The organism is Acidovorax sp. ACV02 (assembly GCF_014851475.1).
GTDB classification, from domain to species: Bacteria; Pseudomonadota; Gammaproteobacteria; order Burkholderiales; family Burkholderiaceae_C; genus Acidovorax; species Acidovorax delafieldii.
Window position 1 is genome coordinate 208,595 of sequence record NZ_JACUZU010000006.1, and the last position, 26,810, is coordinate 235,404.

At 63.1% G+C, this 26,810-nt stretch carries 21 protein-coding genes and 2 tRNA genes; 6 read left to right on the forward strand and 17 right to left on the reverse strand.

Features of this window, described 5'->3' with window-relative positions; all coding sequences use genetic code 11:
- Positions 1-34 precede the first annotated feature (34 nt).
- The 5 genes from IB236_RS15795 to aceE form a co-directional block, all read right to left on the reverse strand.
- Positions 35-1,456, reverse strand: coding sequence for an aspartate kinase (locus IB236_RS15795; RefSeq protein WP_192421425.1), 1,422 nt, complete (start codon positions 1,454-1,456; stop codon positions 35-37).
- A gap of 191 nt (positions 1,457-1,647) precedes the next feature.
- The gene (locus IB236_RS15800) at positions 1,648-3,726 is read right to left on the reverse strand and encodes an NHL repeat-containing protein (RefSeq protein ID WP_225581185.1); all 2,079 of its coding nucleotides are present in this window, start codon (positions 3,724-3,726) and stop codon (positions 1,648-1,650) included.
- Positions 3,727-3,992: 266 nt separating this feature from the next.
- Positions 3,993-5,843, reverse strand: coding sequence for a dihydrolipoyl dehydrogenase (gene lpdA / locus IB236_RS15805; protein ID WP_192421427.1), 1,851 nt, complete (start codon positions 5,841-5,843; stop codon positions 3,993-3,995).
- Between the two features lie 19 nt (positions 5,844-5,862).
- Positions 5,863-7,536 carry a dihydrolipoyllysine-residue acetyltransferase gene (gene aceF / locus IB236_RS15810; RefSeq protein WP_192421428.1) on the reverse strand — a complete coding sequence of 558 codons (1,674 nt, stop codon included), beginning with the start codon at positions 7,534-7,536 and terminating at the stop codon, positions 5,863-5,865.
- 19 nt (positions 7,537-7,555) lie between these two features.
- Positions 7,556-10,264 carry a pyruvate dehydrogenase (acetyl-transferring), homodimeric type gene (gene aceE, locus IB236_RS15815; protein ID WP_146870831.1) on the reverse strand — a complete coding sequence of 903 codons (2,709 nt, stop codon included), beginning with the start codon at positions 10,262-10,264 and terminating at the stop codon, positions 7,556-7,558.
- Between the two features lie 167 nt (positions 10,265-10,431).
- Here aceE and IB236_RS15820 point away from each other — a divergent pair, with 167 nt between their 5' ends.
- The 5 genes from IB236_RS15820 (at position 10,432) to IB236_RS15840 (ending at position 17,385) form a co-directional block, all read left to right on the forward strand.
- A complete protein-coding gene (locus IB236_RS15820) occupies positions 10,432-12,993 on the forward strand; it encodes a PAS domain S-box protein (protein ID WP_056062995.1) in 2,562 nt (853 codons plus the stop codon).
- Positions 12,990-13,616, forward strand: a complete 627-nt coding sequence (locus IB236_RS15825; protein ID WP_007848524.1) for a response regulator transcription factor — start codon at positions 12,990-12,992, stop codon at positions 13,614-13,616. The genes IB236_RS15820 and IB236_RS15825 overlap by 4 nt, the downstream gene beginning before the upstream one ends.
- A gap of 73 nt (positions 13,617-13,689) precedes the next feature.
- Positions 13,690-14,544, forward strand: coding sequence for a bifunctional methylenetetrahydrofolate dehydrogenase/methenyltetrahydrofolate cyclohydrolase FolD (folD, locus tag IB236_RS15830; RefSeq protein WP_056062998.1), 855 nt, complete (start codon positions 13,690-13,692; stop codon positions 14,542-14,544).
- Between the two features lie 69 nt (positions 14,545-14,613).
- Positions 14,614-16,659, forward strand: a complete 2,046-nt coding sequence (locus IB236_RS15835; protein WP_192421429.1) for a M3 family metallopeptidase — start codon at positions 14,614-14,616, stop codon at positions 16,657-16,659.
- 69 nt (positions 16,660-16,728) lie between these two features.
- Entirely contained in the window at positions 16,729-17,385 is a 657-nt protein-coding gene (locus IB236_RS15840; protein ID WP_192421430.1) for a DUF4124 domain-containing protein, read from the forward strand.
- 135 nt (positions 17,386-17,520) lie between these two features.
- Here the strand turns inward: IB236_RS15840 and rpiA are convergent, their stop codons facing one another.
- On the reverse strand, positions 17,521-18,210 hold the full coding sequence (gene rpiA / locus IB236_RS15845; protein WP_192421431.1) for a ribose-5-phosphate isomerase RpiA: 690 nt from the start codon (positions 18,208-18,210) through the stop codon (positions 17,521-17,523).
- Positions 18,211-18,246: 36 nt separating this feature from the next.
- On the opposite strand from rpiA, the gene IB236_RS15850 reads away from it, so the two are divergent.
- The gene (locus tag IB236_RS15850; RefSeq protein ID WP_192421432.1) at positions 18,247-19,299 is read left to right on the forward strand and encodes a quinone-dependent dihydroorotate dehydrogenase; all 1,053 of its coding nucleotides are present in this window, start codon (positions 18,247-18,249) and stop codon (positions 19,297-19,299) included.
- 129 nt (positions 19,300-19,428) lie between these two features.
- Here the strand turns inward: IB236_RS15850 and IB236_RS15855 are convergent, their stop codons facing one another.
- The 11 genes from IB236_RS15855 to hscB form a co-directional block, all read right to left on the reverse strand.
- A complete protein-coding gene (locus IB236_RS15855; protein ID WP_370539923.1) occupies positions 19,429-19,770 on the reverse strand; it encodes a hypothetical protein in 342 nt (113 codons plus the stop codon).
- Complete coding sequence (locus IB236_RS15860) at positions 19,767-20,162, reverse strand: phage holin family protein (protein WP_099730347.1); 396 nt, start codon at positions 20,160-20,162, stop codon at positions 19,767-19,769. Before IB236_RS15860 ends, IB236_RS15855 begins: the two co-directional genes overlap by 4 nt.
- 45 nt (positions 20,163-20,207) lie before the next feature.
- Positions 20,208-20,510 carry a DUF883 family protein gene (locus tag IB236_RS15865; protein WP_008904788.1) on the reverse strand — a complete coding sequence of 101 codons (303 nt, stop codon included), beginning with the start codon at positions 20,508-20,510 and terminating at the stop codon, positions 20,208-20,210.
- Positions 20,511-20,654: 144 nt separating this feature from the next.
- Positions 20,655-21,752, reverse strand: a complete 1,098-nt coding sequence (locus IB236_RS15870) for an NAD(P)/FAD-dependent oxidoreductase (protein ID WP_192421433.1) — start codon at positions 21,750-21,752, stop codon at positions 20,655-20,657.
- Between the two features lie 35 nt (positions 21,753-21,787).
- Positions 21,788-22,825 (reverse strand): histone deacetylase family protein, encoded by a 1,038-nt coding sequence (locus IB236_RS15875; protein WP_192421434.1) that lies wholly within the window; start codon positions 22,823-22,825, stop codon positions 21,788-21,790.
- A 154-nt stretch (positions 22,826-22,979) separates the two neighbouring features.
- A tRNA-Val gene (locus IB236_RS15880) sits at positions 22,980-23,054 on the reverse strand.
- Positions 23,055-23,105: 51 nt separating this feature from the next.
- A tRNA-Val gene (locus tag IB236_RS15885) sits at positions 23,106-23,180 on the reverse strand.
- A 37-nt stretch (positions 23,181-23,217) separates the two neighbouring features.
- Positions 23,218-23,931 carry a DNA polymerase III subunit epsilon gene (gene dnaQ / locus IB236_RS15890; protein ID WP_056063030.1) on the reverse strand — a complete coding sequence of 238 codons (714 nt, stop codon included), beginning with the start codon at positions 23,929-23,931 and terminating at the stop codon, positions 23,218-23,220.
- Complete coding sequence (gene fdx, locus IB236_RS15895; RefSeq protein ID WP_192421435.1) at positions 23,931-24,269, reverse strand: ISC system 2Fe-2S type ferredoxin; 339 nt, start codon at positions 24,267-24,269, stop codon at positions 23,931-23,933. Before fdx ends, dnaQ begins: the two co-directional genes overlap by 1 nt.
- Before the next feature lie 42 nt (positions 24,270-24,311).
- The gene (hscA, locus tag IB236_RS15900) at positions 24,312-26,183 is read right to left on the reverse strand and encodes a Fe-S protein assembly chaperone HscA (protein WP_192421436.1); all 1,872 of its coding nucleotides are present in this window, start codon (positions 26,181-26,183) and stop codon (positions 24,312-24,314) included.
- 80 nt (positions 26,184-26,263) lie between these two features.
- A complete protein-coding gene (hscB, locus tag IB236_RS15905) occupies positions 26,264-26,782 on the reverse strand; it encodes a Fe-S protein assembly co-chaperone HscB (RefSeq protein WP_056744674.1) in 519 nt (172 codons plus the stop codon).
- Between the last annotated feature and the right edge of the window lie 28 nt (positions 26,783-26,810).

The window sequence follows — 26,810 nt, forward strand, 5'->3', positions numbered from 1 at the left end:
CGGCATAGCGGCAGGCAAGCCTGCAGCTATTCCTTCAAACGCGTGGAACCGGAGTACCTGAGTTCACGCACAAGGCCATGTTCAGTGCCTTGATGGCCGTCTTGTAGTCTTCGCGCTCGATCACGAACTGCATGTTCACCTGCCGCAGGGTCTGGGACACGCAGTTCACGTTGACCCGCGCATCGGCCAGCGCCTGTGCGGCCTTGGCCAGCACGCCGGGGATGCCGATGTTAGAGCCAATGGTGCACACGATGGCGCTGGGCTTGATCGTCACGACCTGGTAGCCCTCCTGCAGCTCGGCCACCAGCTCGGGCGTGACCTGGTTGTCCCACACCAGATGGGCGATGGAGTTGGCGTTGGTGGCCTTGAGGATGTAGCTCACGTCGTGCTTGCAGAACACGTTCATCAGGCCCGCATCAAAGCCCACCGTGCCCACCATGCTGGGGTCGTGGATCTCGATCAGCGTGACCTTGTCGGTGCCCGTGACGATCTCCACACGCGCGCGCTCACCCACAAAATCCTTGGTGATCAGCGTGCCAGGGTGGTCGGGCTCAAACGTGTTCTTCAGGCGGATGGGAATGCCTGCCAGCTCCATGGGCTTGGCGGCCTTGGGGTGGATGGCTTCCATGCCCACATCAGCCAGCTGGTCGGCCACGTCGTAGTTGGTGGCGCCCACCACGATGGCGTTTTCCAGGCCCACGAGATTGGGGTCAGCGGACGACAGGTGGAATTCCTTGTGGATCACGGCCTCTGCGGGGCGCACTTCCACGGCGATCTTGCTGAAAGTGACTTCGGAGTAGCCCCGGTCAAACTCGCGCATGATGCCTTCGGTGCCCTTGGTGTAGCCGGTGGCCACCACCACCTTGTCGCTCAGGTCGATGCCTTTAAAGCTGTTGGCAATGCGCTCGTCAATCGTCCAGGCTTCGTTGTCGTCAAAACCGGCCAGGTCCATCAGCATGGCATTCACGCCATTGGCCTTGAGGATTTCGACCGAGTTGAACGCGCTGTGCGACTCGCCAATCGAAGCCAGCACTTCGCGCGCCGCGAGCAACACATCCTTGCGGCTGAGATAGCCGCTGGCCAGCACGTGCTGCATGGCGTTCAGATATTCACGCGCCTGGCCAATGCGCTGGTCGATGAAGGCATCGGCCACATCCAGCGGCAATCCCAGGTCAGCGTAGCCGGCGTTCAGCTTTTTGAGGCTGACCGCCAGTTGGGTCAACGCATCTTGGTAACCCTTGCCTTCGGCAAACAGGGCATAGATGCCGCGCTCGCCCGTCTTCTTGTGCTCCAGCAGCTGGTTCGTCACGCCCGAATAGGCGGACACGACATAGATCCGGCCATTAATGCGCTTGGGGTCGTGCAGCGCGATGTGGCGCAGCACATCGCCAAAGGCGGTCATGGAAGTGCCGCCGATTTTCTCGACAGAGATCTTGGAGTTTTGAACGTCTTGCATGGACAGGCTCAGGGGAGCAAACAAGTGAATAAGCCGGGCGGAAGTACTGCCCCCCGGCTGCGCGGCAGCAAACCCGGTATTTTCCACCACTTTTGTCGGGGCACTTTGAGGCGGGCCGATAGGCGACAGCTCGATCCCGCATTAGCGGACCGCGAGGTCACAAGCAGAATGAGCCACCAACCTATCCGGTACTACAGATCGGCCCTCAACACCCCATTGCGCGTCGTAATGAAAAGCACAGCGTCTTTCACTGCAATTCCTTCAGGCGGTGGAATCACACTTGGCAACGCACCAGGCACAAAACCGAATCTACCGGCCGTGCCGACCACGGTACTCACCGCACCGCCGACGCTGATTTTGCGCACCACAGCATTGTTGCGATCAGCCACATACAAGTTGTCCTGACTGTCGATCTTGACATCCACGGGAAGCCAGAACCTCGCCTGCGCTGCCGCACCGTCGCTGTAGCCTGGGACGCCGGGTTGACCCGCAATGGTACTGACCAAGCCCGCTGGAGTGACTTTGCGGACCACGTGATTGGCGGGATCCGCCACATACAGATTGCCTGCAGAGTCCAGCGCGCCACCGCCAATGGAGGAAAACCGAGCGGAATCCCCCATGCCATCCACCAGGCCCTGAACGCCTGCCTTGCCCGCCAGCAGACTCACAGTCTTGTCCGAATTGATTTTGTAAATTGCTCCATACGGCCTCGTCGGCACAAGAATGGGCAGGCCTGCGGCCGGCACTGTCGAGCCTGCGGCTACATACACCGCACCGGAGCTATCTACCGCCAACACCCTTAGTCCATCGGGCAGACTCTCGCTGCCTTCAAAGAATGATTTGACTGTGCCGTCGGGAGCAATCACTCGAATGCGCCTCCCACCGCCGACGTATGTATTGCCTCGTCGATCTACGGCCGCTCCGCTCATCGCATTTTGATATTCCATGCGAACGATACTCGTTGTGCCCCCTTCTGGGCTTATGCGGCGCAGAGCGTAGGAGTCGTCAATGTGGCCCGACAAGTGGCTGTTGGGATTAACGAACCGGTCGAGTATCACCAGATTGCCATTCGCATCGATGGATGGGCTGCGCGGATCAGAGAACTGTGCAGCGCTGCCAATTCCATCCCCCTCACCCACCACTCCCTTATGGCCCGCATAAACACTTTCAACACCCTGAGTATCAACTTTCAGGATGGCAGTATTCCCAAAAACAGGTGCATTCCCGCCAGCTCCGAGCGCAGACAGGTAAAAGTTTCCAGCTGCATCCCGTGCAAACCCGGTAAAGCTGTACGACCAGCCTGAGCCCCATGCTTGTGTTGGCTGCCGAACAGTGGAGACCAAACCACCAGGCGTGACTTTACGGATAGCACCATTGCCTTCCAACACGTACAAGTTGCCCGCAGCATCGATCGTGATGGCTTGAAGCTCCACAAAACGCGCAGCGCTGCCCTGGCCGTCCACAGTCTGGCTTGACTCTTCCGAGCCGGCCAGTATCGTCATATCGCCCGCAGGCGACACTTTCCGAATCACAGGCTGGTTACGGTCAGCGATATAGATCGTCCCCTGTGCATCCACCACCAGGCCCGAGGCCAGGTAGACAAACGAAAACGCCGGAGTGGGTAGCCCCCGGGAACTGATGGCATTGACCAAAGTCTCCATTTGGCCGTTTGCCCCCAGCTTGCGCAGCTGGTTATTGGCGGTGAAATACACCGTACCCGCAACGTCCACCGCCAAAGGTTTGCCAACATGGCAGAAAACCATCGATGAACTCTGGCAGTTCCAATTGGTCGAGACGTTTGCCAGCGTGGTGACCGTGCCTTGAGGAGTCACCTTGCGTATGTAGTCCCCCTTGTCAGAGACGTACCAGTTGCCCTTGGCGTCCGCCGCAACAAACTGCGGATTCAAAAACTTGGCAGCAGCCCCTTGTCCATCCGCAAGTGCGGCGAGCATGTCGCCACCAGCCACTGTACTCACGGTACCGTCCGGAGAAATTTTGCGCAGCGCATGGTTGCCAGCTTCGCCCACCATGAGATTACCTGCGGGATCCACCGTCAGGCTTTGGACGCCATAGAAGGTTGCGTTACTGCGAGCCCCGTCCAAGTTACCAAGCCCCCCCACGTCTCCAGCGAGCAGGGCGATTTTTCCCGTCGAAGCGGATGGAGGGCTGACGTTATCTCCTCCACCTGAGCCACCGCATGCCTCCAAGGCCACGATACCTCCAAGCACCATTGCACGCCCGGTAATGCGGGCCAAGTCCATCCATTTCAAAATCGACTCCCTGATTGTTGGCGCCAGCCGACCATGGCCAACACCTAAACGACTACAACTGGACTGTGCATGCACAGTTCAAAGCAGTCTGCCATGGCAACAATATGGAATCGAATTGCACAACGCCATATCAGGTTTCTATCTGTAACAGCTCCAAGCCCTAAGGGTCTTCAAAATTTCCTGCGGTACAAATAGGAAGGCCGCACAGCCCTCAGAGCTTGTGCGGCCTGCGACCAAATCAGTAGTGGTTTGAGCAGATCGTCAGATCACTTCTTTTGCGGCGGCACATCCGTGCAGCTGCCATGCGCAATCTCCGCCGCCATGCCGATGCTTTCGCCCAGCGTGGGGTGCGGGTGGATGGTCTTGCCGATGTCCACCGCGTCGGCTCCCATCTCGATAGCCAGGGCGATCTCGCCGATCATGTCGCCCGCATGGGTGCCGACCATACCGCCGCCCAGGATCTTGCCGTGGCCATGGGCTTCGGGCGAGTCGTCGAACAGCAGCTTGGTCACGCCCTCGTCGCGGCCGTTGGCGATGGCGCGGCCGGAGGCCGTCCAGGGGAACAGGCCCTTCTTGACCTTGATGCCTTGCGCCTTGGCCTGGTCTTCGGTGAGGCCGACCCAGGCCACTTCGGGGTCGGTGTAGGCCACCGATGGGATCACGCGGGCGTTGAAGGCGGCGGCGGCCAGCTCCTTGTTGCCCTGCAGTTCACCGGCGATGACTTCTGCCGCCACGTGCGCTTCATGCACCGCCTTGTGCGCCAGCATGGGCTGGCCCACGATGTCGCCGATGGCGAAGATGTGCGGCACGTTGGTGCGCATCTGGATGTCGACGTTGATGAAGCCACGGTCCGTCACGGCCACGCCAGCCTTCTCGGCAGCGATCTTCTTGCCGTTGGGCGTGCGGCCCACGGCCTGCAGTACGAGGTCGTACACCTGGGGTGCGGGGGCGGTACCGCCCTCTTCCGCTGGCGCAAACGTCACCTCAATGCCTTCGGGCGTGGCCTTGGCACCCACCGTCTTGGTCTTGAGCATGATGTTGTCAAAACGCTTGGCGTTCATCTTCTGCCAGATCTTGACGAGGTCGCGGTCGGCGCCCTGCATCAGGCCGTCCATCATTTCGACCACATCGAGGCGCGCGCCCAGCGTGCTGTACACGGTGCCCATTTCCAGGCCGATGATGCCCCCGCCCAGAATGAGCATGCGCTTAGGCACTTCCTTCAGCGCCAGGGCGCCGGTGGAGTCGACCACGCGTGGATCATCGGGCATGAAGGGCAGGCGCACGGCCTGGCTGCCGGCGGCGATGATGGCCTTCTTGAAGGCGATGACCTTCTTGGTACCCGTCTTCTCCTGTGCGGTGCCAGTGGTTTCTTCCACTTCGAGGTGGTTGGCACCGACGAAGGCCCCGTAGCCACGCACAGTGGTCACCTTGCGCATCTTGGCCATGGCGGCCAGGCCGCCGGTGAGCTTGCCGATGACTTTCTCTTTGTGGCCGCGCAGCTTGTCGATGTTGACGGCGGGGGCGCCAAAGTCCACGCCCAGGTCGGCCATATGGCTGACCTCGTCCATGACGGCTGCCACGTGCAGCAGCGCCTTGGAGGGGATGCAACCCACGTTCAGGCACACGCCACCCAGGGTGGCGTAGCGTTCGACGATGACGACCTTGAGGCCCAGGTCGGCCGCGCGGAAAGCGGCGCTGTAGCCGCCGGGGCCGCCGCCGAGCACGAGCACGTCGCAGTCCAGATCAGCGGAGCCAGCAAAGCTGGATGCTACTGGATTGATAGCTGCCGGCACATTATTTACCTGCGCTACAGCCGGTTTCTGCTCTGAAACTGCAGGCGCTGGGGATGCGGCAGGCGCTGGAGCGGCTGCGCCTGCACCCTGCACTTCCAGCGTCAGCACCACCGAGCCTTCGGCGATCTTGTCGCCGAGCTTGACCTTGAGTTCCTTGACCACACCAGCGTGGCTGGACGGGATCTCCATGGAGGCCTTGTCGGACTCCACGGTGATCAGGCTTTGCTCGGCCTTGATGGTGTCGCCGGGTTTGACCAGCACTTCGATGATGGCCACTTCGGCGAAGTCGCCGATGTCGGGCACCTTGATGTCGATGATTGCCATGGTGTGTCTTGCCCTTTCGTTACATCACGATGCGGCGGAAGTCCGCCAGCAGCGAGGCAAAGTACACGTTGAAGCGTGCAGCAGCGGCGCCGTCGATCACGCGGTGGTCCCAGCTCAGGCTCAGGGGCAGCATGAGGCGCGGTACAAATTGCTTTCCGTCCCACTTGGGCTCCAGGCTGCTCTTGCACACGCCCATGATGGCGACTTCGGGAGCGTTGATGATGGGCGTGAAGTAACGACCACCAATACCGCCCAGCGAGCTGATGGAGAAGCAGCCGCCGGTCATGTCGGCCGGGCCAAGCTTGCCGTCGCGCGCCTTCTTGGCCAGGTCGCCCATCTCTTGGCTGATCTGGACGATGCCCTTCTTGTCAGCGTCGCGGATGACCGGCACAACGAGACCGTTGGGCGTGTCGGCCGCAAAGCCGATGTGGAAGTAGTTCTTCATCACCAGCTGGTCGCCGTCGAGCGAGCTGTTGAACTCGGGGAACTTCTTGAGCGCGGCCACGGCGGCCTTGATCATGAAGGCGAGCATGGTGACCTTGACGCCGCTCTTCTCGTTCTCTTTGTTGAACTGCACGCGGAAGGCTTCGAGGTCGGTGATGTCCGCATCGTCGTGGTTCGTGACGTGCGGGATGACGACCCAGTTGCGGTGCAGGTTGGCGCCGCTGATCTTCTTGATGCGCGAGAGGTCCTTGCGCTCCACCGGGCCGAACTTGGTGAAATCCACCTTGGGCCAGGGCAGCAGGTCCAGGCCGACGCCGGAGCCGCCGGATGCCGCAGCGGGCGCCTTGGCGGCCTGGGCCTTGGTCTGCACCGCGCCCGCCATCACCTGCTTGGTGAAGGCGGCCACGTCGTCCTGGGTGATGCGGCCCTTGGGGCCGGTGCCCTTGACTTCGTCGATGGGCACGCCCAGTTCGCGGGCGAACTTGCGCACCGAAGGCGATGCATGGGGCAGGCCTGCCGTGGGGGTGCCGGGCTGGTGGGCAGGGACAGGCACCGAGGCGGCGGGTGCTGCGGCTGCGACCGCAGGAGCGGCCGCAGCCACTGGGGCAGGTGCCGGCGCAGCGGCCGCAACCGGTGCTGCTACAGGCGCTGCAGCAGATGCCGTACCTTCAAGCAGAGCCACCAGATCACCAATGTTGACGGTGTCGCCAATCTTGACCTTGAGTTCCTTGAGCACGCCAGCGGCGGGCGACGGGATCTCCATGGAGGCCTTGTCGGATTCGACGGTGAACAGGGACTGCTCGACCTTGATGGTATCGCCGACCTTGACCAGCATCTCGATGACGGCCACGTCCTTGAAGTCCCCGATGTCGGGCACGCGCACTTCGACCGGGCCTGTGGCCGCTGGGGCTGCAGCAGCAGGAGCTGGCGCAGGTGCCGCCACGGGGGCGGGCGCGGAAACAGCTGCGGCAGGAGCCGGTGCAGCCGCCGGAGCTGCCGCAGCGCCCGCGTCAGCGGACTCCACCACCGCAATCACCGAGCCTTGCTTGACCTTGTCGCCCAACGCAATCTTGAGTTCCTTGACCACGCCTGCGTGGCTGGATGGGATCTCCATCGATGCCTTGTCCGATTCGACCGTGATGAGCGACTGCTCGGCCTTCACGGTGTCACCCACCTTGACCAGCAACTCGATCACGCCCACTTCGTCGAAGTCCCCGATGTCCGGGACTTGAATGTTGACCAATGCCATTGTTCTGTCTCCGTTCGTTTTATGCGTAGAGCGGGTTGATCTTGTCAGCATTGATGCCGTACTTGGCGATCGCCTCGGCCACCTTGGTGGCGGGCAGTACGCCGTCTTCGCTCAGCGCCTTGAGGGCGGCGACGACGATGTAGTGGCGGTTCACCTCGAAGTGCTCGCGCAGCTTGCTGCGGAAGTCGCTGCGGCCAAAACCGTCGGTGCCCAGCACCTTGTAGTTGCGGCCCTTGGGCACAAAGGGACGGATCTGCTCTGCATAGGCCTTCATGTAGTCCGTGGATGCGACCACGGGGCCCGTGCTGCTGCCCAGTTGCTGCGCCACAAACGGCACGCGCGGAGTTTCCAGCGGGTGCAGCAGGTTCCAGCGGTCCACGTCCTGGCCTTCGCGGGTGAGTTCGTTGAAGCTCGGGCAGCTCCACACATCGGCCTGCACGCCCCAGTCAGCGGCCAGCAGGGTTTGGGCAGCCAGCGACTCGCGCAGGATGGTGCCCGAACCCAGCAGTTGCACGCGCTTGTCACCCTCGGCGCCGGGCTTGCACAGGTACATGCCCTTGATGATCTGCTCTTCCGTGCCTTCCACGAGGCCCGGCATCGGGTAGTTCTCGTTGAGCAGCGTGATGTAGTAGAAGACGTTTTCCTGCTGCTCGACCATGCGCTTGAGACCACGGTGCATGATCACCGCCACTTCGTGGGCAAAGGTGGGGTCGTAGCTCACGCAGTTGGGGATGGTGTTGGCCAGGATGTGGCTGTGACCATCTTCGTGCTGCAGGCCTTCACCGTTGAGCGTAGTACGGCCCGAGGTGCCGCCCAGCAAGAAGCCACGGGCCTGCATGTCACCCGCAGCCCAGGCCAGGTCGCCAATGCGCTGGAAGCCGAACATCGAGTAGTACACGTAGAACGGCACCATGATGCGGTTGTTGGTGCTGTAGCTGGTGGCGGCAGCGATCCAGCTGGCCATGCCGCCGGCTTCGTTGATGCCTTCCTGCAGGATCTGGCCGGCCTTGTCTTCCTTGTAGTACATCACCTGGTCGCGATCGACCGGGGTGTACAGCTGGCCCTTGGGGTTGTAGATGCCGATCTGGCGGAACAGGCCTTCCATGCCGAAGGTGCGGGCCTCATCCACCAGGATGGGCACCACACGCGGCCCCAGGGCCTGGTCGCGCAGCAGTTGCGTGATGAAGCGCACGTAGGCCTGGGTGGTGGAGATTTCACGGCCTTCGGCCGTGGGCTCCAGGATGGCCTTGAAGGTCTCGATGGCGGGCACGGTGAAGTGCTCGTCCGCCTTGGGACGACGCTTGGGGAGGTAGCCACCCAGGGCCTTGCGGCGCTCGTGCAGGTACTGCATCTCCGGGGTGTCATCGGCCGGCTTGTAGTACGGAATGTCAGCCAGCTGGCTGTCCGGGATCGGGATGTTGAAGCGGTCGCGGATGTACTTGATGTCCTCGTCCGACAGCTTCTTGGTCTGGTGCACGGTGTTCTTGCCTTCACCGGCCTTGCCCATGCCATAACCCTTGACGGTCTTGACCAGCAGCACGGTGGGCTGGTTCTTGTGCTCATTGGCAGCGTGGAAGGCGGCATACACCTTGGCGGGCTCGTGGCCGCCACGGCGCAGCTCGAACACCTCTTCGTCTGTCATGTGCTCGACGAGCTTGAGCGTCTCGGGGTACTTGCCGAAGAAGTTCTTGCGCACGAAGGCGCCATCGTTGGCCTTCATGGCCTGGTAATCGCCGTCCAGCGTTTCCATCATCAGCTGCTTGAGCTTGCCGGTCTTGTCGCGGGCCAGCAAGGCATCCCAGCCATTGCCCCACAGCAGCTTGATCACGTTCCAGCCCGCGCCGCGGAACTCGCCTTCGAGTTCTTGCACGATCTTGCCGTTACCCCGCACTGGGCCGTCCAGGCGCTGCAGATTGCAGTTGATCACGAAGACCAGGTTGTCGAGGTTTTCGCGCGCGGCCAGGCCGATGGCGCCCAGGGATTCGGGTTCGTCCATTTCACCGTCACCGCAGAACACCCACACCTTGCGGTTTTCGGTGTTGGCAATGCCACGGGCGTGCAGGTACTTGAGGAAGCGGGCCTGATAGATGGCCATCAATGGCCCCAGGCCCATGGACACCGTAGGGAACTGCCAGAACTCGGGCATCAGCTTGGGGTGCGGGTAGCTGGACAGGCCCTTGCCGTCCACTTCCTGGCGGAAGCTGTCGAGCTGCTCTTCGCTCAGGCGGCCCTCGAGGTAAGCGCGCGCATAGATGCCGGGGGCGCTGTGGCCCTGGATGTACAGCAGGTCACCGCCGTGGTCTTCGCTGGCGGCATGCCAGAAGTGGTTGAAGCCCGCACCGAACATGCTGGCCACCGAGGCAAACGAACCAATGTGACCGCCCAGGTCGCCGCCGTCGGCAGGGTTCAGGCGGTTGGCACGCACCACCATGGCCATGGCGTTCCAGCGCATGTAGGCGCGCAGGCGCTTTTCGATGGCGATGTTGCCAGGGCAGTGCGCCTCTTTTTCCGGCTCGATGGTGTTGACGTAACCCGTGTTGGCAGAAAACGGCAGGTCGATGCTGCTCTGGCGGGCGTGTTCAAGAAGTTGTTCCAACAGGAAGTGGGCGCGCTCTGGGCCCTCCTTGTCGATCACGGCGGACAGCGCGTCCATCCATTCACGGGTTTCTTGCTGGTCGGTATCGGAACCGATGCCGAAACCGGCCTGAGGGTCGGGCTGAGCTGACATGCTTTGTCTCCTGTAGGTGTGGCAGCAATTTAGTACGTTGGCTCTAGTTTCGCATATTTTTTCGTAATTTCAAATGGTGCCTATTCATTTCATATTGCAATAATTTGCTGCAGGCGCACATGATGCAGAAGGCCTGAGCACTCCCGGGGCTCCTCTACACTCCCTACATGGATTCGATGCCCACCACCCCCTCCCCCACGGCCACGACCGTGGCAGCGCCGATACGCTGGTGGCGCAAGTGGTGGCGCGGCTTGTCGCCCACCCGGCAAGACCGTTTTGCCGCACTCGCCCCCCTCGCGGCAGTGCTGATGTTCTTGGCCGCCATCGTTGCGGCGTTCTGGTACCTGCGCGCCGAAGAAGCCGAACGCGAACAAGAAGCCCTACGGCGCGACGTGGAATACGCCCAGCAGCGCGTACGCCTGCGCCTGCTGGAACGGCAAGAGCAACTCATGCGCATCGCACGCGATGTGTCCAACCAGGACCTGGGTAAGGCAGAGTTCATCAGCCGCGCCGAGGCACTGATCAGCCAGTACCCTGAGCTGCAGGCCATCACCTGGATTGACGACCGCCGACGCATCCGCGCAAGCCAAGCCGCCCCGACACTGGCCAGTGGTGAGCTGCGCATCGCAGGCGAAGTCCTCAAGCCCGGGGACACCGCCGACACCTTTGGCCTGGCGCGGGACCTGCAGCAACCGGTGTACGCGCAGCCGGCCGCCACGTCGGGCGATGCGACCCCATTGCTGCAGTTGCAGGTACCGCTCAACAACCAGGGCAAGTTCAGCGGCGTGGTGCTGGGTGAATATTCCATCGACAGCCTGCTGCGCTACGGCACCCCCACCGAAGTGCTGGCGCGCTACGCGGTGACGCTGCTCGACAGCAAGAACCAGGTGCTGGCGGGCACGCCGCTGGGCCCGCGCAACAAGGCCACCCAGTTGCTCCCCTGGACGCCCAAGGCCAACGAGTACGAGGTACCGGTCTCCCCCGTTGGCAACGGTCTGGTGCTGCGCGCCCAGGCCTACCGCACGTCGCTTGGCGTGGTGGGCAGCGGGCTGTTCTGGCTGGTGGGCACGCTGAGCGCGATGACGGCCTGGATGCTGATCGCCACCTGGCGCCACACCCGTCGCCGCATGCAGGCGCAAGAGGCCCTGGTGGCCGAGACCAACTTTCGCCGGGCGATGGAAAACTCCATCCTCACCGGCATGCGCGCCCTAGACATGGAAGGCCGCATCAGCTATGTGAACGCCGCCTTTTGCCAGATGACGGGCTGGAGTGCCGAAGAGCTGGTGGGCCTGAAGGCCCCATTCCCCTACTGGCCTGAGGCCGATCACGAAACCCTGCAGGCCAAGCTGCGCGACGAACTGCGCGGCAACACCATGGCAGGCGGCTTTCAGGTGCGCGTCAAGCGCAAGAGCGGGACGCTGTTCGACGCCCGGCTCTATGTGTCTCCGCTGATCGACGCCCATGGCCAGCAGACGGGCTGGATGACCTCGATGACCGACATCACCGAGCCCAACCGCATCCGCGAACAACTTTCCGCATCGCACGAGCGCTTCACCATCGTGCTGGAGTCGCTGGACGCCTCGGTGTCGGTGGCCCCCCTGGGCAGCGAAGAGCTGCTGTTTGCCAACAAGCTCTACCGCCAGTGGTTCGGGTCGCAAACCGGCGGGCACCTGCAACTGGTGGCGCAGGCAGGCGTGGTGCCGATTGCGGGCAAGGAGCAAAGTGGCATGGACGATGAGGACGGCCTGATGGGCCTGCCCACCGACACGCTGACCAGCGCCCGCAGTGAAAACGCCGAAATCTACCTGCCCGACCTGGGCAAGTGGCTGGAAGTGCGCTCGCGCTATCTGAACTGGGTGGACGGCCGCCTGGCCCAGATGGTGATTGCCACGGACATCACCCCCCGCCGCCTGGCTGAAGAGCAGGCCCAGCGGCAGGCCGAGCGCGCGCAGTCGGTCAGCCGCCTCATCACCATGGGCGAGATGGCGTCCAGCGTGGCGCACGAACTGAACCAGCCGCTCACCGCCATCAACAACTACTGCAGCGGCATGGTTTCGCGCATCCAGAGCGGCCAGCTCACCGAAGAGGCCCTGCTCACCGCCCTGCAAAAGACAGCCCACCAGGCGCAGCGCGCAGGCCAGATCATCCAGCGGATCCGCTCGTTCGTGAAAAAGAGCGAGCCCAACCGCACGCTGGCCGATGTGCATTCGATGGTCAACGAAGCCGTCGAGCTGGCCGACATCGAACTGCGCCGACACAACGTGCGCCTGACGCACTACGTCGCCGCGCGCCTGCCGCAAGTGATGGCCGACACCATCCTGATCGAGCAGGTGCTCGTCAACCTGATGAAGAACGGCGCCGAGGCCATCCAGCACGCCGACCGCCCCGCCCCCAACCGCAGCGTGGAGCTGCGCGTGGTGCCCAAGCAGATCGATGACCGCCAGGTGGTCGAGTTCTCGGTGCAGGACACCGGCAAGGGGCTGGCCCCCGAAGTGCTGGAGCGCCTGTTCGAGGCCTTCTTCTCTACCAAGCAGGAAGGCATGGGCATGGGCCTCAATCTGTGCCGCAGCATCGTCGAGTCCCACCAGGGCCGGATGCAGGCGGAGAACCTCTACAATGGCTCGGAGGTTACAGGCTGCAGGTTCTCCTTCTGGCTGCCGCTTGCCAAGCCTGCTGATGCCACTACAAATTCTGTAGCAAACGAACAAAACCCAAGGACTGTTGCATGAGCTTGATTCCGAAAAAAGGCACTGTTTACGTTGTGGACGACGACGAAGCAGTTCGCGATTCCCTGCAGTGGCTGCTGGAAGGCAAGGACTACCGGGTGCGTTGCTTTGATTCGGCCGAGACGTTTCTCTCACGCTACGATCCGCGCGAGGTGGCCTGCCTGATCGTGGACATCCGCATGGGCGGCATGACCGGCCTGGAACTGCAGGACCGCCTCATTGAGCGCAAATCGCCGCTTCCCATCGTGTTCATCACCGGCCACGGCGACGTGCCTATGGCAGTGAACACCATGAAGAAAGGTGCGCTGGACTTCATCCAGAAGCCTTTTGACGAAGAAGAGCTGGTGGGCCTGGTAGAGCGCATGCTAGACCACGCCCGCGAAGCCTTCGCGGGCTACCAGCAGGCCGCCAGCCGCGACGCCCTGCTGTCCAAGCTCACCAGCCGCGAGGCGCAGGTGCTCGAACGCATCGTGGCCGGTCGCCTGAACAAGCAGATCGCTGACGACCTGGGCATCAGCATCAAGACGGTGGAGGCACACCGCGCCAACATCATGGAAAAGCTCAACGCCAACACGGTGGCCGATCTGCTCAAGATCGCTCTGGGGCAGAACGCGCCCAAGGGCTGATCGCTCCCATTTTGATAGCTACCAGCGCATATTGCACTAGCGCTACCAGCCATTTTGACTTGTATTTTCTGACATGACAGCCCAACTCATCGACGGCAACGCCCTTTCCCGCCAACTTCGCAGCGAGGTGGCGCAACGCGCTGCCGCCCTCACCGCCCGTGGCCACCAGCCTGGCCTGGCGGTGATTCTGGTGGGCGAAGACCCAGCCTCGGCCGTGTATGTGCGCAACAAGGTCAAGGCCTGCGAGGACAGCGGCGTGCGCTCCATCTTTGAAAAGTACGATGCCGATCTCAGCGAGGCTGCGCTGCTGGCACGCATCGAAGCCCTCAATGCCGACCCCACGGTGCACGGCATCCTGGTGCAGATGCCCCTGCCCAAGCACATTGACCCGCACAAGGTCATCGAGGCCATTGCCACCTCCAAGGATGTGGATGGCTACTCGGTGCTGTCGGCTGGCGAACTCATGGCCGGGCTGGACGGTTTCCGCCCCTGCACGCCCTACGGCAGCATGAAGCTCATCGAGTCCACGGGCCAGTCGATCAAGGGCAAACATGCCGTGGTCATCGGGCGCAGTAACACCGTGGGCAAGCCCATGGCCCTGCTGCTGCTGCAGGCCAACGCCACGGTCACCGTCACCCACAGCGGCACCCCCGACCTGGGCTACCACACCCGCCAGGCAGACATCGTGGTGGCTGCGGTCGGCCGCGCCAACACGCTCACCGCCGACATGGTCAAGCCCGGTGCCATCGTGATCGACGTGGGCATCAACCGCAAGGCCGACGGCAAACTGTGTGGCGATGTGGACTTTGAGGGCGTCAAAGAGGTGGCGGGCTGGATCACCCCCGTCCCTGGCGGGGTTGGACCCATGACCATTACCATGCTGCTGGTGAACACCATCGAAGCCGCCGAGCGGGCTGCCGCGCGCTGACCGCGCCCGGGGAAGACGCCAGCCGCTTTGCAACTTGAACCTGCGCCGCCTGGCGCCATCTAATCCCGCATGAGCAACGCCCTTCTCGACTTCTCCGACCTCCCCGCCTTTGACCGCATCACCCCACAGGACGTAGCCCCTGCGGTTGATGTGCTGCTGGAGCGTGCCAATCAGGCTCTGGAGACCGTCACGGCGCCCGACTTCCCTGCCCGCTGGGATGCCATCGCCAAGGTGCTGGATGTAGCCACCGAACAGCTCGGCCGCGCCTGGGGGGCTGTCAGCCACCTCAACAGCGTTGCCGACACGCCGGAACTGCGCGCGGCCTACAACGCCGCCCTGCCCCGCGTCACGGAGTTCTGGACCCGCCTGGGCGCTGACGAACGCCTCTATGCCAAGTACAAGGCCATCGACCCCACCACCCTGACGCCCGAGCAGCGCCAAGCCCACCGCAACGCAGTGCGCAACTTCGTGCTCAGCGGCGCTGAGCTGACCGGGGCGGCCAAAGAGCGCTTCGCCCAGATCCAGGAACGCCAGGCCGAGTTGAGCCAGAAGTTCAGCGAAAACGCACTGGACGCCACCGATGCCTTTGCCTACTACGCCACCGCTGAGGAACTGGACGGTGTACCGGCCGATGTGCAGCAAGCCGCTTTGGCGGCGGCACAGGCGGACGGGAAACCAGGCTACAAGCTCACCCTGAAGATGCCTTGCTACCTGCCGGTGATGCAGTTTGCCACTCGCAGCGACCTGCGCGCCAAGCTATACCGCGCCTATGTCACCCGTGCCTCGGACCAGGCCGAAGGCGAAGGCCAGAAATTCGACAACACCACGCTGATTGGCGAAATCCTGGCCTTGCGCCGAGAAGAAGCCCAGCTGCTGGGCTACGCCAACTTTGGTGAAGTCTCCGTGGTGCCCAAGATGGCCCAGTCGCCAGCCGAGGTTGTCCAGTTCTTGCGTGATCTCGCACGCCGCGCCCGGCCCTATGCCGAAAAGGATGTGGCCGACCTGCGCGCCTTTGCGGCCGAACACCTGGGCCTGGCCGATCCGCAGCCCTGGGACTGGCCCTACATCTCTGAAAAGCTCAAGGAAGCCCGCTACGCCTTCAGCGAGCAGGAGCTCAAGGCGTACTTCACGGCACCCAAGGTATTGGCAGGCCTGTTCAAGATCATTGAGACGCTGTTTGAAGTGTCCATCCGCCGCGACACGGCACCGGTGTGGCACCCTGCGGTGGAGTTCTATCGCATCGAACGCAACGGCCAACTGGTGGGCCAGTTCTACCTCGATCAGCCCGCCCGCACCGGCAAGCGGGGTGGCGCCTGGATGGATGACGTGCGCACGCGCTGGCAGCGCCCCGACACCGGAGTGCTGCAAACGCCGATTGCCCACCTCGTCTGCAACTTCGCGGACGGCGTGGACGGTAAGCCGCCACTGTTGACCCATGACGACGTGATCACGCTGTTCCATGAATTTGGCCATGGACTGCATCACATGCTGACCCAGGTGAACGAACGCGATGTTTCTGGCATTGGCGGCGTCGAATGGGACGCCGTGGAGCTGCCCAGCCAGTTCATGGAAAACTTCTGCTGGGAATGGGATGTGCTCAGACACATGACGGCCCACGTGGACACCGGCGCGCCGCTGCCGCGCACGCTGTTTGACAAGATGATCGCCGCCAAGAACTTCCAGAGCGGCATGCAGACCCTGCGCCAGATCGAGTTTGCCTTGTTCGACATGCTGCTGCACACCGAACACGACCCGGCCCAGGACTTCATGCCCCTGCTGACCCAGGTGCGCCAGGAAGTGGCCGTACTGCAGCCGCCCGCGTTCAGCCGCACGGCCCACACCTTCAGCCACATCTTTGCCGGCGGCTATGCAGCGGGGTACTACAGCTACAAATGGGCCGAGGTACTCAGCGCCGACGCCTACGCCGCCTTTGAAGAAACCGCCGGTACCGACGGCTTGCCCAGCACCGAAACCGGGAGACGCTACCGTGAGGCCATTCTGGAAGCGGGTGGCAGCCGCCCCGCCATGGAGTCCTTCAAGGCCTTCCGCGGCCGCGAGCCCAGTCTGGATGCCCTGCTGCGCCACCAGGGCATGGCGGAAGAACTGACTGCCTGAGGCCGCAGATCGGACAAACCGCAGCCTGACCCATAACAAACACAGCCCACAAGAATGAGGAGAACCCGCATGCCCCGCCTTACGTTCGTTCCTGCCGCTGCCTCCTTGCTGATGGCCCTGGTCTCTGTGGGAGCACAAGCGCAGAATGTCTATCGCATCCTTGGCCCCGACGGCAAGGTGACCTTTTCGGACCGTCCTCCGGCCGAGACCACGGCGCCGCCCGCACGCAGTGCTGCAACTCCTGCTGCTGCGACCGCAAGCCCATCAGCGGCTAACGGAGCCTTGCCTTACGAACTGCGGCAGGTAGCCAACCGGTTCCCAGTGACCATCTACACCGGCAATGACTGCGCACCCTGCGGAAGCTTGCGCAACATGCTGACATCACGCGGTGTGCCGTACACCGAGCGCACAGTGGCCAGCAATGAGGACATTGCCGCACTGCAACGCCTGAGTGGCAGCACCAGCCTGCCTTTTGGCACCATTGGCGGCCAGCAACTGGTGGGCTTTTCAGACGCGGAGTGGATCCAATACCTCGACGCAGCGGGCTACCCCAAACAATCCCAGTTGCCCAGCAACTACCGCCAGCCAGCGCCCACCCCCCTGGTTGCGGCCAAGCCGGTGGAGTCCGCACCCGCCGCTGAACCGAAAGCGCCGGCACGGCCCGCGCTCCCTCCACCGGTCAATGACGGCCCAACACCAAGCAATCCCGCCGGTATCCGGTTCTGACACTCTGTGACGTAGCCGCCTCCAGGCGGCTGGTCCTTCTATTCACATCCACCCAACATAAAAGGGGCCTCCAGAGGCCCCTTTTGTATTGGTGAACTATGGGGGTGGGCTTGTCACCCACCCAACCACCATTCCTCAATAGGTGATGGTCTTCACGCCCTGCGCCGTACCCAGCAGGCACACGGATGCCTTCTGGTGGGCAAACACACCCACGGTCACCACGCCAGGCCATTGGTTGATCTCTGACTCGAACGCCAGCGGGTCGGTGATGGACAAGCCCTTCACGTCCAGAATGTGCTGGCCGTTGTCAGTCACCAGTGGCTGTCCGTCCTTGAGTCGCAAGCTGGCCTGTCCACCCATGGCGGCAAAACGGCGCGCAATGTGATTGGCAGCCATCGGGATCACCTCCACCGGCAACGGGAACTGGCCCAGGGTCTTCACCAACTTGGATTCGTCGGCAATACACACAAAGCGCTCGGCCAATGCTGCCACGATCTTCTCGCGTGTCAGTGCCGCGCCGCCACCCTTGACCATGTAACCCTGGCCGTCGATCTCGTCCGCGCCGTCGATATAGACGGACAGCGATGGGACCTCATTGGCATCGAACACGGCGATGCCCAGTGCCTTCAGGCGCTCAGTGCTGGCAACGGAGCTGGAGACAGCGCCCTTAATCTGGTCCTTCATGCCCGCCAGGGCGTCAATGAACTTGTTGACGGTGGAGCCGGTGCCCACCCCCACAATCTCGCCAGGCACCACGTATTGCAGCGCGGCTTGGCCTACCAGGGTCTTGAGTTCGTCTTGGGTCAGGGGAGTGGTGGTCGTCATGGGAGAAAATCAGGGGTAATCCTGAATTATCTCCCCATGTCCCTGATCCCCTACGCCCTCACCCGCCCCTTTCTCTTCGGCATGGATGCCGAGGCCGCTCACGAACTCACCATGGACATGCTGGCGCGCGGGCAGCGCACGCCGCTGCAATGGGCCTGGTGCAACCAAACTGTGAACGACCCCATCACCCTGGCGGGGCTGAAGTTTCCCAACCGCGTGGGCATGGCGGCGGGCCTGGACAAGAATGCGCGCTGCATTGACGCGCTGGGCGCCATGGGTTTCGGTTTTGTGGAAGTGGGCACCGTGACCCCCAAAGCGCAGCCGGGCAACCCCAAGCCGCGCATGTTTCGCCTGCCCGAGGCCCACGCACTCATCAACCGCCTGGGCTTCAACAACGAAGGCCTGGATGCCTTCCTGCGCAATGTGCAACAGGCGCAGTTTCGCAAGCAGAACCGTCTGCACCCCATGCTGCTCGGTCTCAACATCGGCAAGAACGCCACTACCCCCATCGAGAACGCCACCAGCGACTACCTGATCTGCCTGGAGGGCGTATACCCCCATGCCGACTACGTGACGGTCAACATCAGCTCACCCAACACCCAGAACCTGCGCGCATTGCAAAGCGATGCCGCACTGGATGCACTGCTGGGAGCGATTGCCGAGCGCCGTGAGACGCTGGCCGCCCAGCACCAGCGGCGCGTGCCGGTTTTTGTGAAGATTGCACCGGACCTGGATGAAGCCCAGGTGGCAGTGATCGCTGCCACGCTGCAGCGCCACGGCATGGACGGTGTGATTGCCACCAACACAACCATCAGCCGCGCTGCGGTGCAGGGCATGCGACACGCGGAAGAGACGGGGGGGTTGAGTGGCACTCCGGCGCTGGAAGCCAGCAACCAGGTCATTCGGCAGCTGCGCGCAACCTTGGGCAGCGGATTCCCCATCATTGGTGTCGGCGGCATCATGAGCGCCGACGACGCAGTGAGCAAGATTCGCGCAGGGGCAGACGTGGTGCAGATCTACACAGGCCTGATTTATGAAGGCCCTGCGCTGGTCGTGAAGGCCGCCAAGGCCATCAAGGCCTTGCGCTGACCCCTCGGGCCACAAACGCTCGGCCGCATGGCCCCATAAGAAAACGGAGCCTCCGGCAACAGGGCTCCGTTTCAGTTTTCGGCGTGGGTTTGAGCAGCGGGACGCCGCCCTCCGCAACCCCGCCAGTGGTCAGCGCCGCAAGCGCATCAGCATCGGCAGGACAATGCCCGCCCACCGGATCAACCTGCGCGGGCCGGCCACCAGAGCGACACCGGCCATGGCCGCCACCGCCAGCGGGTGTTCGCGCGCGAACCCAGCGGCGCGCAGCGCCAGCGAGGCATCTCCGCCGCCCGTGGCGCCTCCGGCTTGCTCCGCGAGCGCGCGGGCCTGGGCCCGGGCCACACGGCGGGCACGCAGCCGCTCGCGCTGCAGTTCAATTCGGTCAAGCACACGCTGCTGTTCCGGCGTAGCTACCAGTTTTACTGTGGTTGCAGTCTGCGGTGTACTAGTGGTTGGGTGGGGGGTACTCACAAGCGCTCCTTGATGTCACGCCAGTCCTGGGCCAGCTCTCGCCGCGTCAGCGCAAAGCCGCTGCCCGCGCGCTGCGCCACCGACACCAACGACACCGTGGCGGCGGCCCAGCCTGCAGCCCACACGGCAGCCACCAGCCACGCCACCAGCGTGCGTTGCGGTGAGTCCCAGAAGTGCACCAGCACCGCCAGCGACACCATGATCAGGGCCACCACCGTGAGCCCAACGACCAGAATGGTCAGCACCAGCAGTTGTTGCAGCCGCTGCTTGAGGTCCGCCCATTCCAGGCGGGCCAGATCCATCCGGTCTTCGGCGGCGATGGCGCCCTCGATCAGGTTGGCACGCCAGCGGGCGGCCAACCCTTCCAGACCCAGCAGCGAGAGCCAATTCATGTCTTGTTGCCTCTGTGGCGTGCCTTCATGGGAGGACAGCGACGATCAGCGTCGTGCAAGCAGAAAGCCAACCAGCGCGCCCACGGCCAATGCGGCACCCGCCACACGCCAAGGTTCGTCATGGGCGTAGCGGTCGGCTGCCAAGGCGGCTTCCTTCGCTTGGCGGGCGGCGTCCTGAGCGGCGCGCACAGCGGATTCACGCACGTTGTGCATGCCATCGTCCAGGCGCTGGCGCAGCAGCTTGATTTCAGGCACTGCGTCCAGGTCCTTGTTGGCCAACAGCCCCCGCAGATCGGAAACCAGCTTTTCCAGTTCGCCCTGGGTGGTCGTGGTGTCAGAAGCAGTCATACAAGCCTTTCTGTGTAGTGCCAAAAGTGATGAAAAACCCCGCACGCGAACGTTGGGACTGAAGTTCATCTTAGCCATCCGCGCAGAAACCCCTCGTAGGACGGGGACGCAAGAGGTTACTGATTGCAAATGGCTTGCTGCAGATCAAACCAGCGCAGCCACATGCTCCGCAATGGCCAGGGCACTTGTCAAGCCGGGCGACTCGATGCCAAAGAGGTTGACCAGCCCCGCCACCCCATGGGCAGCAGGCCCTTGAATGACGAAGTCGGCAGCGGGTGCACTGGGCCCGTGGATCTTGGGACGCATGCCCGCGTAGCCCGGAGCCAGAGCGCCATCTGGCAAGCCCGGCCAATATTTGCGCACCTCGGCATAAAAGGCATCGCCGCGCGCGGGGTCCACCTGCAGATCGTCGGGCGAGTCCACCCATTGCACGTCCGGGCCAAACTTGGCCTGGCCGCCCAGGTCCAGCGTGAGGTGTACACCTAAACCCGCAGCCTCAGGCACCGGGTAAATCAGTCGGCTGAACGGCGCCTTGCCCGTCAACGTGAAATAGTTGCCCTTGGCGTAGTAAGCGGTGGGCACATGCTGCGGGGCCAGCCCCGCAAACCTTGCAGCCAGCGCAGGGGCTTGCAACCCAGCGGCGTTGACCACGGTGCGCGCGCGGAGGCGCGTGCCATCCATTGCTTCCAAATCAATAGCATCAGAACCAATAGATGCTAGCGCTAGTGGTGAATTCAGCGCTACAACACCACCCGCATGCTCCAGATCGCCCTGCAGCGCCAGCATGAGTGCATGGCTATCGACGATGCCGGTGCTGGGTGAATGCAAAGCGCCGATGCAGGCCAGAGCGGGCTCCAGCGCCAAGGCTTCTTCACGGCTCAGGCGTTGGAGGTCCAGCACTCCGTTGGCACGGGCGCGCGCCTGGATGCCTTCCAGGCTGTCCAGCTGGGCGGCAGAGGTTGCCACCAGCAGCTTGCCGCAGCGGCGGTGGGGCACACCGCGCTCCGTGCAGTAGGCGTAAAGCAATTCCTTGCCCCGCACGCACAGCCTGGCCTTGAGCGAACCTGCGGGGTAATACAGCCCGGCATGAATCACCTCGCTGTTGCGCGAACTGGTGCCAGTGCCGATGGCGTCCGCTGCCTCCAGCACCATCACCTCCCGCCCCTGGAGCGCCAGTGCACGGGCCACCGCCAGCCCCACCACACCCGCGCCTACCACCACGCAATCCACCGTATCGATCATCAGTGCGTCTCCTGCATCACCTGCCGGGTGCCGCGTCAGGCCTGCTCAAAACCATCGAGCACGTTGACGGCATTGGTGCCCAGCTCGGCCGCCGCATAGCCGCCTTCCAGCACGAACACCGTGGGCAACCCCAGCCGTGCCAGCCGCTCGCCCAGGCGGGTGAAATCTGACGATGCCAGTGCAAACCGCGAGATGGGATCGCCCTCAAAGGCATCCAGCCCCAGAGAGATCACCAGCCCGTCGGCGCTGTAATCCGTGATGCGCAGGCACGCTTGCTCTAGTGCATCGAACCATGTTGCCGCGCTGGTGCCCGCAGGCAAGGGCAGGTTCAGGTTAAACCCAACACCAGCCCCCTCGCCCGTCTCGTCGGCGTGGCCCAGGTAGAAGGGGTACTCCGTGCGCGGGTCACCGTGCATGCTGATGAACAGCACATCGCTGCGGTCGTAAAAGATGCTCTGCGTGCCGTTGCCGTGGTGGTAGTCCACATCCAGCACCGCCACACGCTGGGCGCCCTGGTTGCGCAGGGTTTGCGCTGCCACGGCGGCGTTGTTCAAGAAGCAATAGCCCCCCATGAAGTCCGGGCCCGCATGATGCCCTGGCGGCCGTGTGCAGCAAAACACGGCGCGCGTCCCCAGTGCAACGCGTGCTGCCGCGCTGGCAGCCGCATCGGCCCCCGCCTTGGCTGCGGCCCAGGTTCCTGCCGCCATGGGTGTACCGTTGTCCATGGAGTACAGCCCCAGCCGTGCGACAAAGTTGTCGGGTTCCACATCACTGCGCAGCGTGCGCACCGGCCAGACAGACGGAAACGGCTGAACAGACGCATTGGCCGGGTCCAGTGCCAGCCATTGCTGCCATGCGGTCTGCAGAAAGGCCAGATAGCGCGGCGCATGCACCTGGGCCAGCACAGCATTGCAGTCCACATCGGGCAACACCATGGCGTGGCCGCGTGTGCGCAGGGCGTCTTCCACACAGTCCACACGTTCGGGTTTTTCAAAACAGGGCACGCGCTCGCCCCGGAAGAATTCGTGGGCCGGTGCATGCCACTGGTGCAAGGGATTGTGGAAGGTGATCATGGATGCAGCGTTGCAGGTACGGGCGACAAATGTAGCGCGCAAGCCTGCGTTGTACGCCGCTTTGGCGAATGGTCGCTGCACTTTGCAGCTTGCAGACAGGCGGGCAAGCCAAGAAAAACCCCTGCTGGTCAGGAACCAGCAGGGGTTTTTGAATTGGTGGGTGATACATGGATCGAACATGTGACCCCTGCCGTGTGAAGGCAGTGCTCTACCGCTGAGCTAATCACCCGTCGCAAGCACCTTGGAGAAAGATACCGCTGCGAAAAGTCTGGCAGCAACATGGTGGGTGATACATGGATCGAACATGTGACCCCTGCCGTGTGAAGGCAGTGCTCTACCGCTGAGCTAATCACCCTTGTCGCTGCGACAGCCTTCTATTATGGCACAGCTTTTCAGGCCGACTGGAGAGTTCGCCAAATTGTTTTGCCACCGCTGGCCTTGTCGATCTGCGTGAGCACCTCGGCATGGGCCGCCTGCTCTTGTTCGCTCGCCCGCAGCACCGGCAGCGCAAGGCCACGCAAATCGATGGCTGCCACCTTCACGCCGTCAGCGCTGTCATGGCCATCGTCGGCGATCAGCAAGGCATCCTGCCCACGTGTGAGATTGATGTAGACGTCGGCCAGCAGCTCGGCGTCGAGCAAGGCGCCGTGCAGCGTACGGCCCGAGTTGTCCACGCCCAGACGGTCGCACAGGGCGTCCAGCGAGTTGCGCTTGCCCGGGTACATCTCCTTGGCCATGGCCAGCGTGTCGGTCACGCTTTGCACATAGGTGCCAAACGCCGGGCGCCCCACCAACTCCAGCTCCTTGTTGAGAAAGCCTACGTCGAACGCAGCGTTGTGGATGATGATCTCGGCGCCCTGCAGGTACTGCAGGATGTCGTCCACCACGTCGGCAAATTTGGGCTTGTCCTTCAGGAACTCGTTGCTGATGCCGTGCACCTTCAGCGCATCTTCATGGCTGTCACGGCCAGGGTTGAAGTACAGGTGCAGGTTGTTGCCGGTCAGCTTGCGGTTGAGCAGTTCCACACAACCCAGTTCAATGATGCGGTCACCACCTTCGGCCGAAAGGCCGGTGGTCTCAGTGTCCAGAACAATTTGCCGGGACATCAGTGATTTTCCTTGGCGTGGTTGATCGTGTACTTCGGAATTTCGACGATCAGATCGGTCTGCGCCAGGATGGCCTGGCACGACAGGCGCGACTGCGGCTCCAGGCCCCAGGCGCGGTCCAGCAGGTCTTCTTCCTCTTCTTCTGCCGCATTCAGCGAGTTCAGCCCCTGGCGCACGATGACGTGGCAGGTGGTGCAAGCGCAGCTCATGTCGCAGGCATGCTCAATGTTGACGTGGTTGTCCAGCAGGGCTTCGCAGATCGAGGTGCCTGCGGGCGCCGTGATCTCAGTGCCAGCGGGGCAGTATTCGGGATGGGGAAGGATCTTGATGACAGGCATGGGGTGGTCTTTTTCTTGTTCAGAGGGATGCGCTGGCTCGTATCACAGGCTCGCGACGTTCTTGCCGGCCAGGGCCTGCTGGATACCGCGGTTCATGCGCTGGGCTGCAAACGCCTCGGTGCCCTTGGCCAGGGCTTCCGTGGCGGCCTCGATGGCCGCGGCATCGTCGGCGTCGCGCTGGTGGCGCAAGGCCACCATCAGGGCGTCGATGGCAGCCCGCTCCTTGGGGCTGAGCACGTCGCCATCCGCGTCAAGCGCGCTTTGCGTGGCAATCAGCATGCGGTCGGCGTCCACGCGGGCCTCGACCACGGCACGGGCTTTCATGTCCTGCGCGGCCGTGGCAAAGCCATCCTGCAGCATGCGCGCGATCTGGTCGTCCGTGAGGCCGTACGATGGTTTCACGTCAATGCGGGCCTCCACCCCACTGCCCTGCTCTTTCGCGGCCACGCTCAGCAGGCCATCGGCATCGACGGTGAAGGTCACACGGATGCGCGCAGCGCCTGCCGCCATCGGGGGGATACCGCGCAACTCAAAGCGCGCCAGGCTACGGCAGTCCTGCACCAGGTCACGCTCGCCTTGGACCACATGGATGGCCAGCGCGGTCTGTCCATCCTTGTAGGTCGTGAAGTCCTGCGCCTTGGCGGTAGGTATGGTCTCGTTGCGCGCAACAATGCGCTCCACCAACCCGCCCATGGTTTCGATGCCCAGGGACAGCGGAATCACGTCCAGCAGCAACAGGTCGCCTGCCGTGTTGTTACCGGCCAGCTGGTTGGCCTGGATGGCGGCACCCAGCGCGACCACTTCGTCGGGATTCAGGTTGGTCAGTGGCTCCTTGCCAAAGAACTCCGCCACGGCCCGCTGCACCTGCGGCATGCGGGTGGAGCCGCCCACCATGACCACGCCCTGCACTTCATCGCGCGCCAGATGCGCATCGCGAAGGGCACGGCGCACAGCCGCCATGGAGCGGGCGGTCAAATCGGCCGTCACCGCGTCAAAATCCAACCGTTTGACGTCAAATTGCACAGAAGCGCTAGATAGCTCTGCCTTGAATGCTACCAAATCAGCAGCAGTCAAGGCCTCCTTGCAGGCGCGTGCAGCCATGCGCACGGCCGACTTGTCGGCTGGTGTGACCGCCTGTTTCCCCACCTGCTGTAGAACCCAGTCCGCCAGCGCCGCGTCGTAGTCGTCGCCTCCCAGGGCAGAGTCGCCGCCCGTGGCGATCACTTCGAACACGCCCTGCGTCAGGCGCAGGATGGAAATATCAAACGTACCCCCACCCAGGTCATAAACGGCGTAGACGCCCTCGCTGGCGTTGTCCAGGCCATAGGCAATCGCCGCCGCAGTGGGCTCGTTGATCAGGCGCAGCAGGTTGATGCCGGCGAGCTTGGCCGCATCCTTGGTGGCCTGGCGCTGGGCGTCGTCGAAGTACGCAGGCACGGTGATCACTGCGCCATACAGATCATCATTGAAGGTGTCTTCGGCGCGGTAGCGCAGCGTGGCCAGGATCTCGGCACTGATCTCGACGGGCGACTTGTTGCCATCCACCGTGGCCAGGCTGACCATACCGCCCTCGCCGCCATCAGCAGCAGCCACGAAGTCGTATGGCAGCTTGCCCGCTTCCGCCACGTCCTTGAGGCCACGCCCCATGAAGCGTTTGGCCGAGGCAATGGTGTTGCGTGCATCCTGGGCCTGCGCCGCCACGGCGTCATATCCGATCTGGCGACCGCCGTTGGCCAAGTAGCGCACCACCGAGGGCAGCAGCACCCTGCCCTGTGCATCGGGCAGGCATTCGGACACGCCATTGCGCACAGCGGCAACCAGAGAATGGGTGGTGCCCAGGTCAATGCCCACAGCGATGCGCCGCTGGTGCGGGTCGGGGGACTGGCCGGGTTCGGAGATCTGCAAAAGCGCCATGAAATTTCGGGTCTCAACGTGGTGGGGGACGCCATCACCTCAGCAAGCGACAGGGGCCCCAGGGGGAAAGCAAAACCGCTCTATTGTCCCAGTTGCTCTCGGCGACGTTCTATGTCGTCCGCAAATCGCGCAATGAACATGAGGGCTCTGACCTGGCGGGCCGCGCCGGCATAGTCCTGCTGCTGGTCGATGAGTTGCTCGCACTGCGACAGAGCGGCACGCCGGGCTTGTTCCACCTCATCGTCCAGTGCGTCCAGCTCGCTGTCTGCGCGGGCATCTTCCAGTGCCTCGCGCCATTCCATCTGCTGCATCAAAAATGCAGCGGGCATGGCGGTGTTGTCTTCGGCACGGATAGGCGCTCCGTGCAGTTCGCACAGATAGGCCGCCCGGCGCATGGGGTCCTTCAGGCGTTGGTAAGCTTCGTTGATGCGCACGGACCACTGCATCGCTACGCGCTGCGCCGCAGCGCCTTGCGCAGCAAACTTGTCGGGGTGGGCTTCGCGCTGCAGTTCCTTCCAGCGCGCGTCGATGGCGCTGCGTTCTTGTGCAAAGCGGCAAGCCAGGCCAAACAGTTCGAAGTCGTCAGATTGCAGATTCATGCGCAAGGGGGCGTGAAGAAAATCCAAG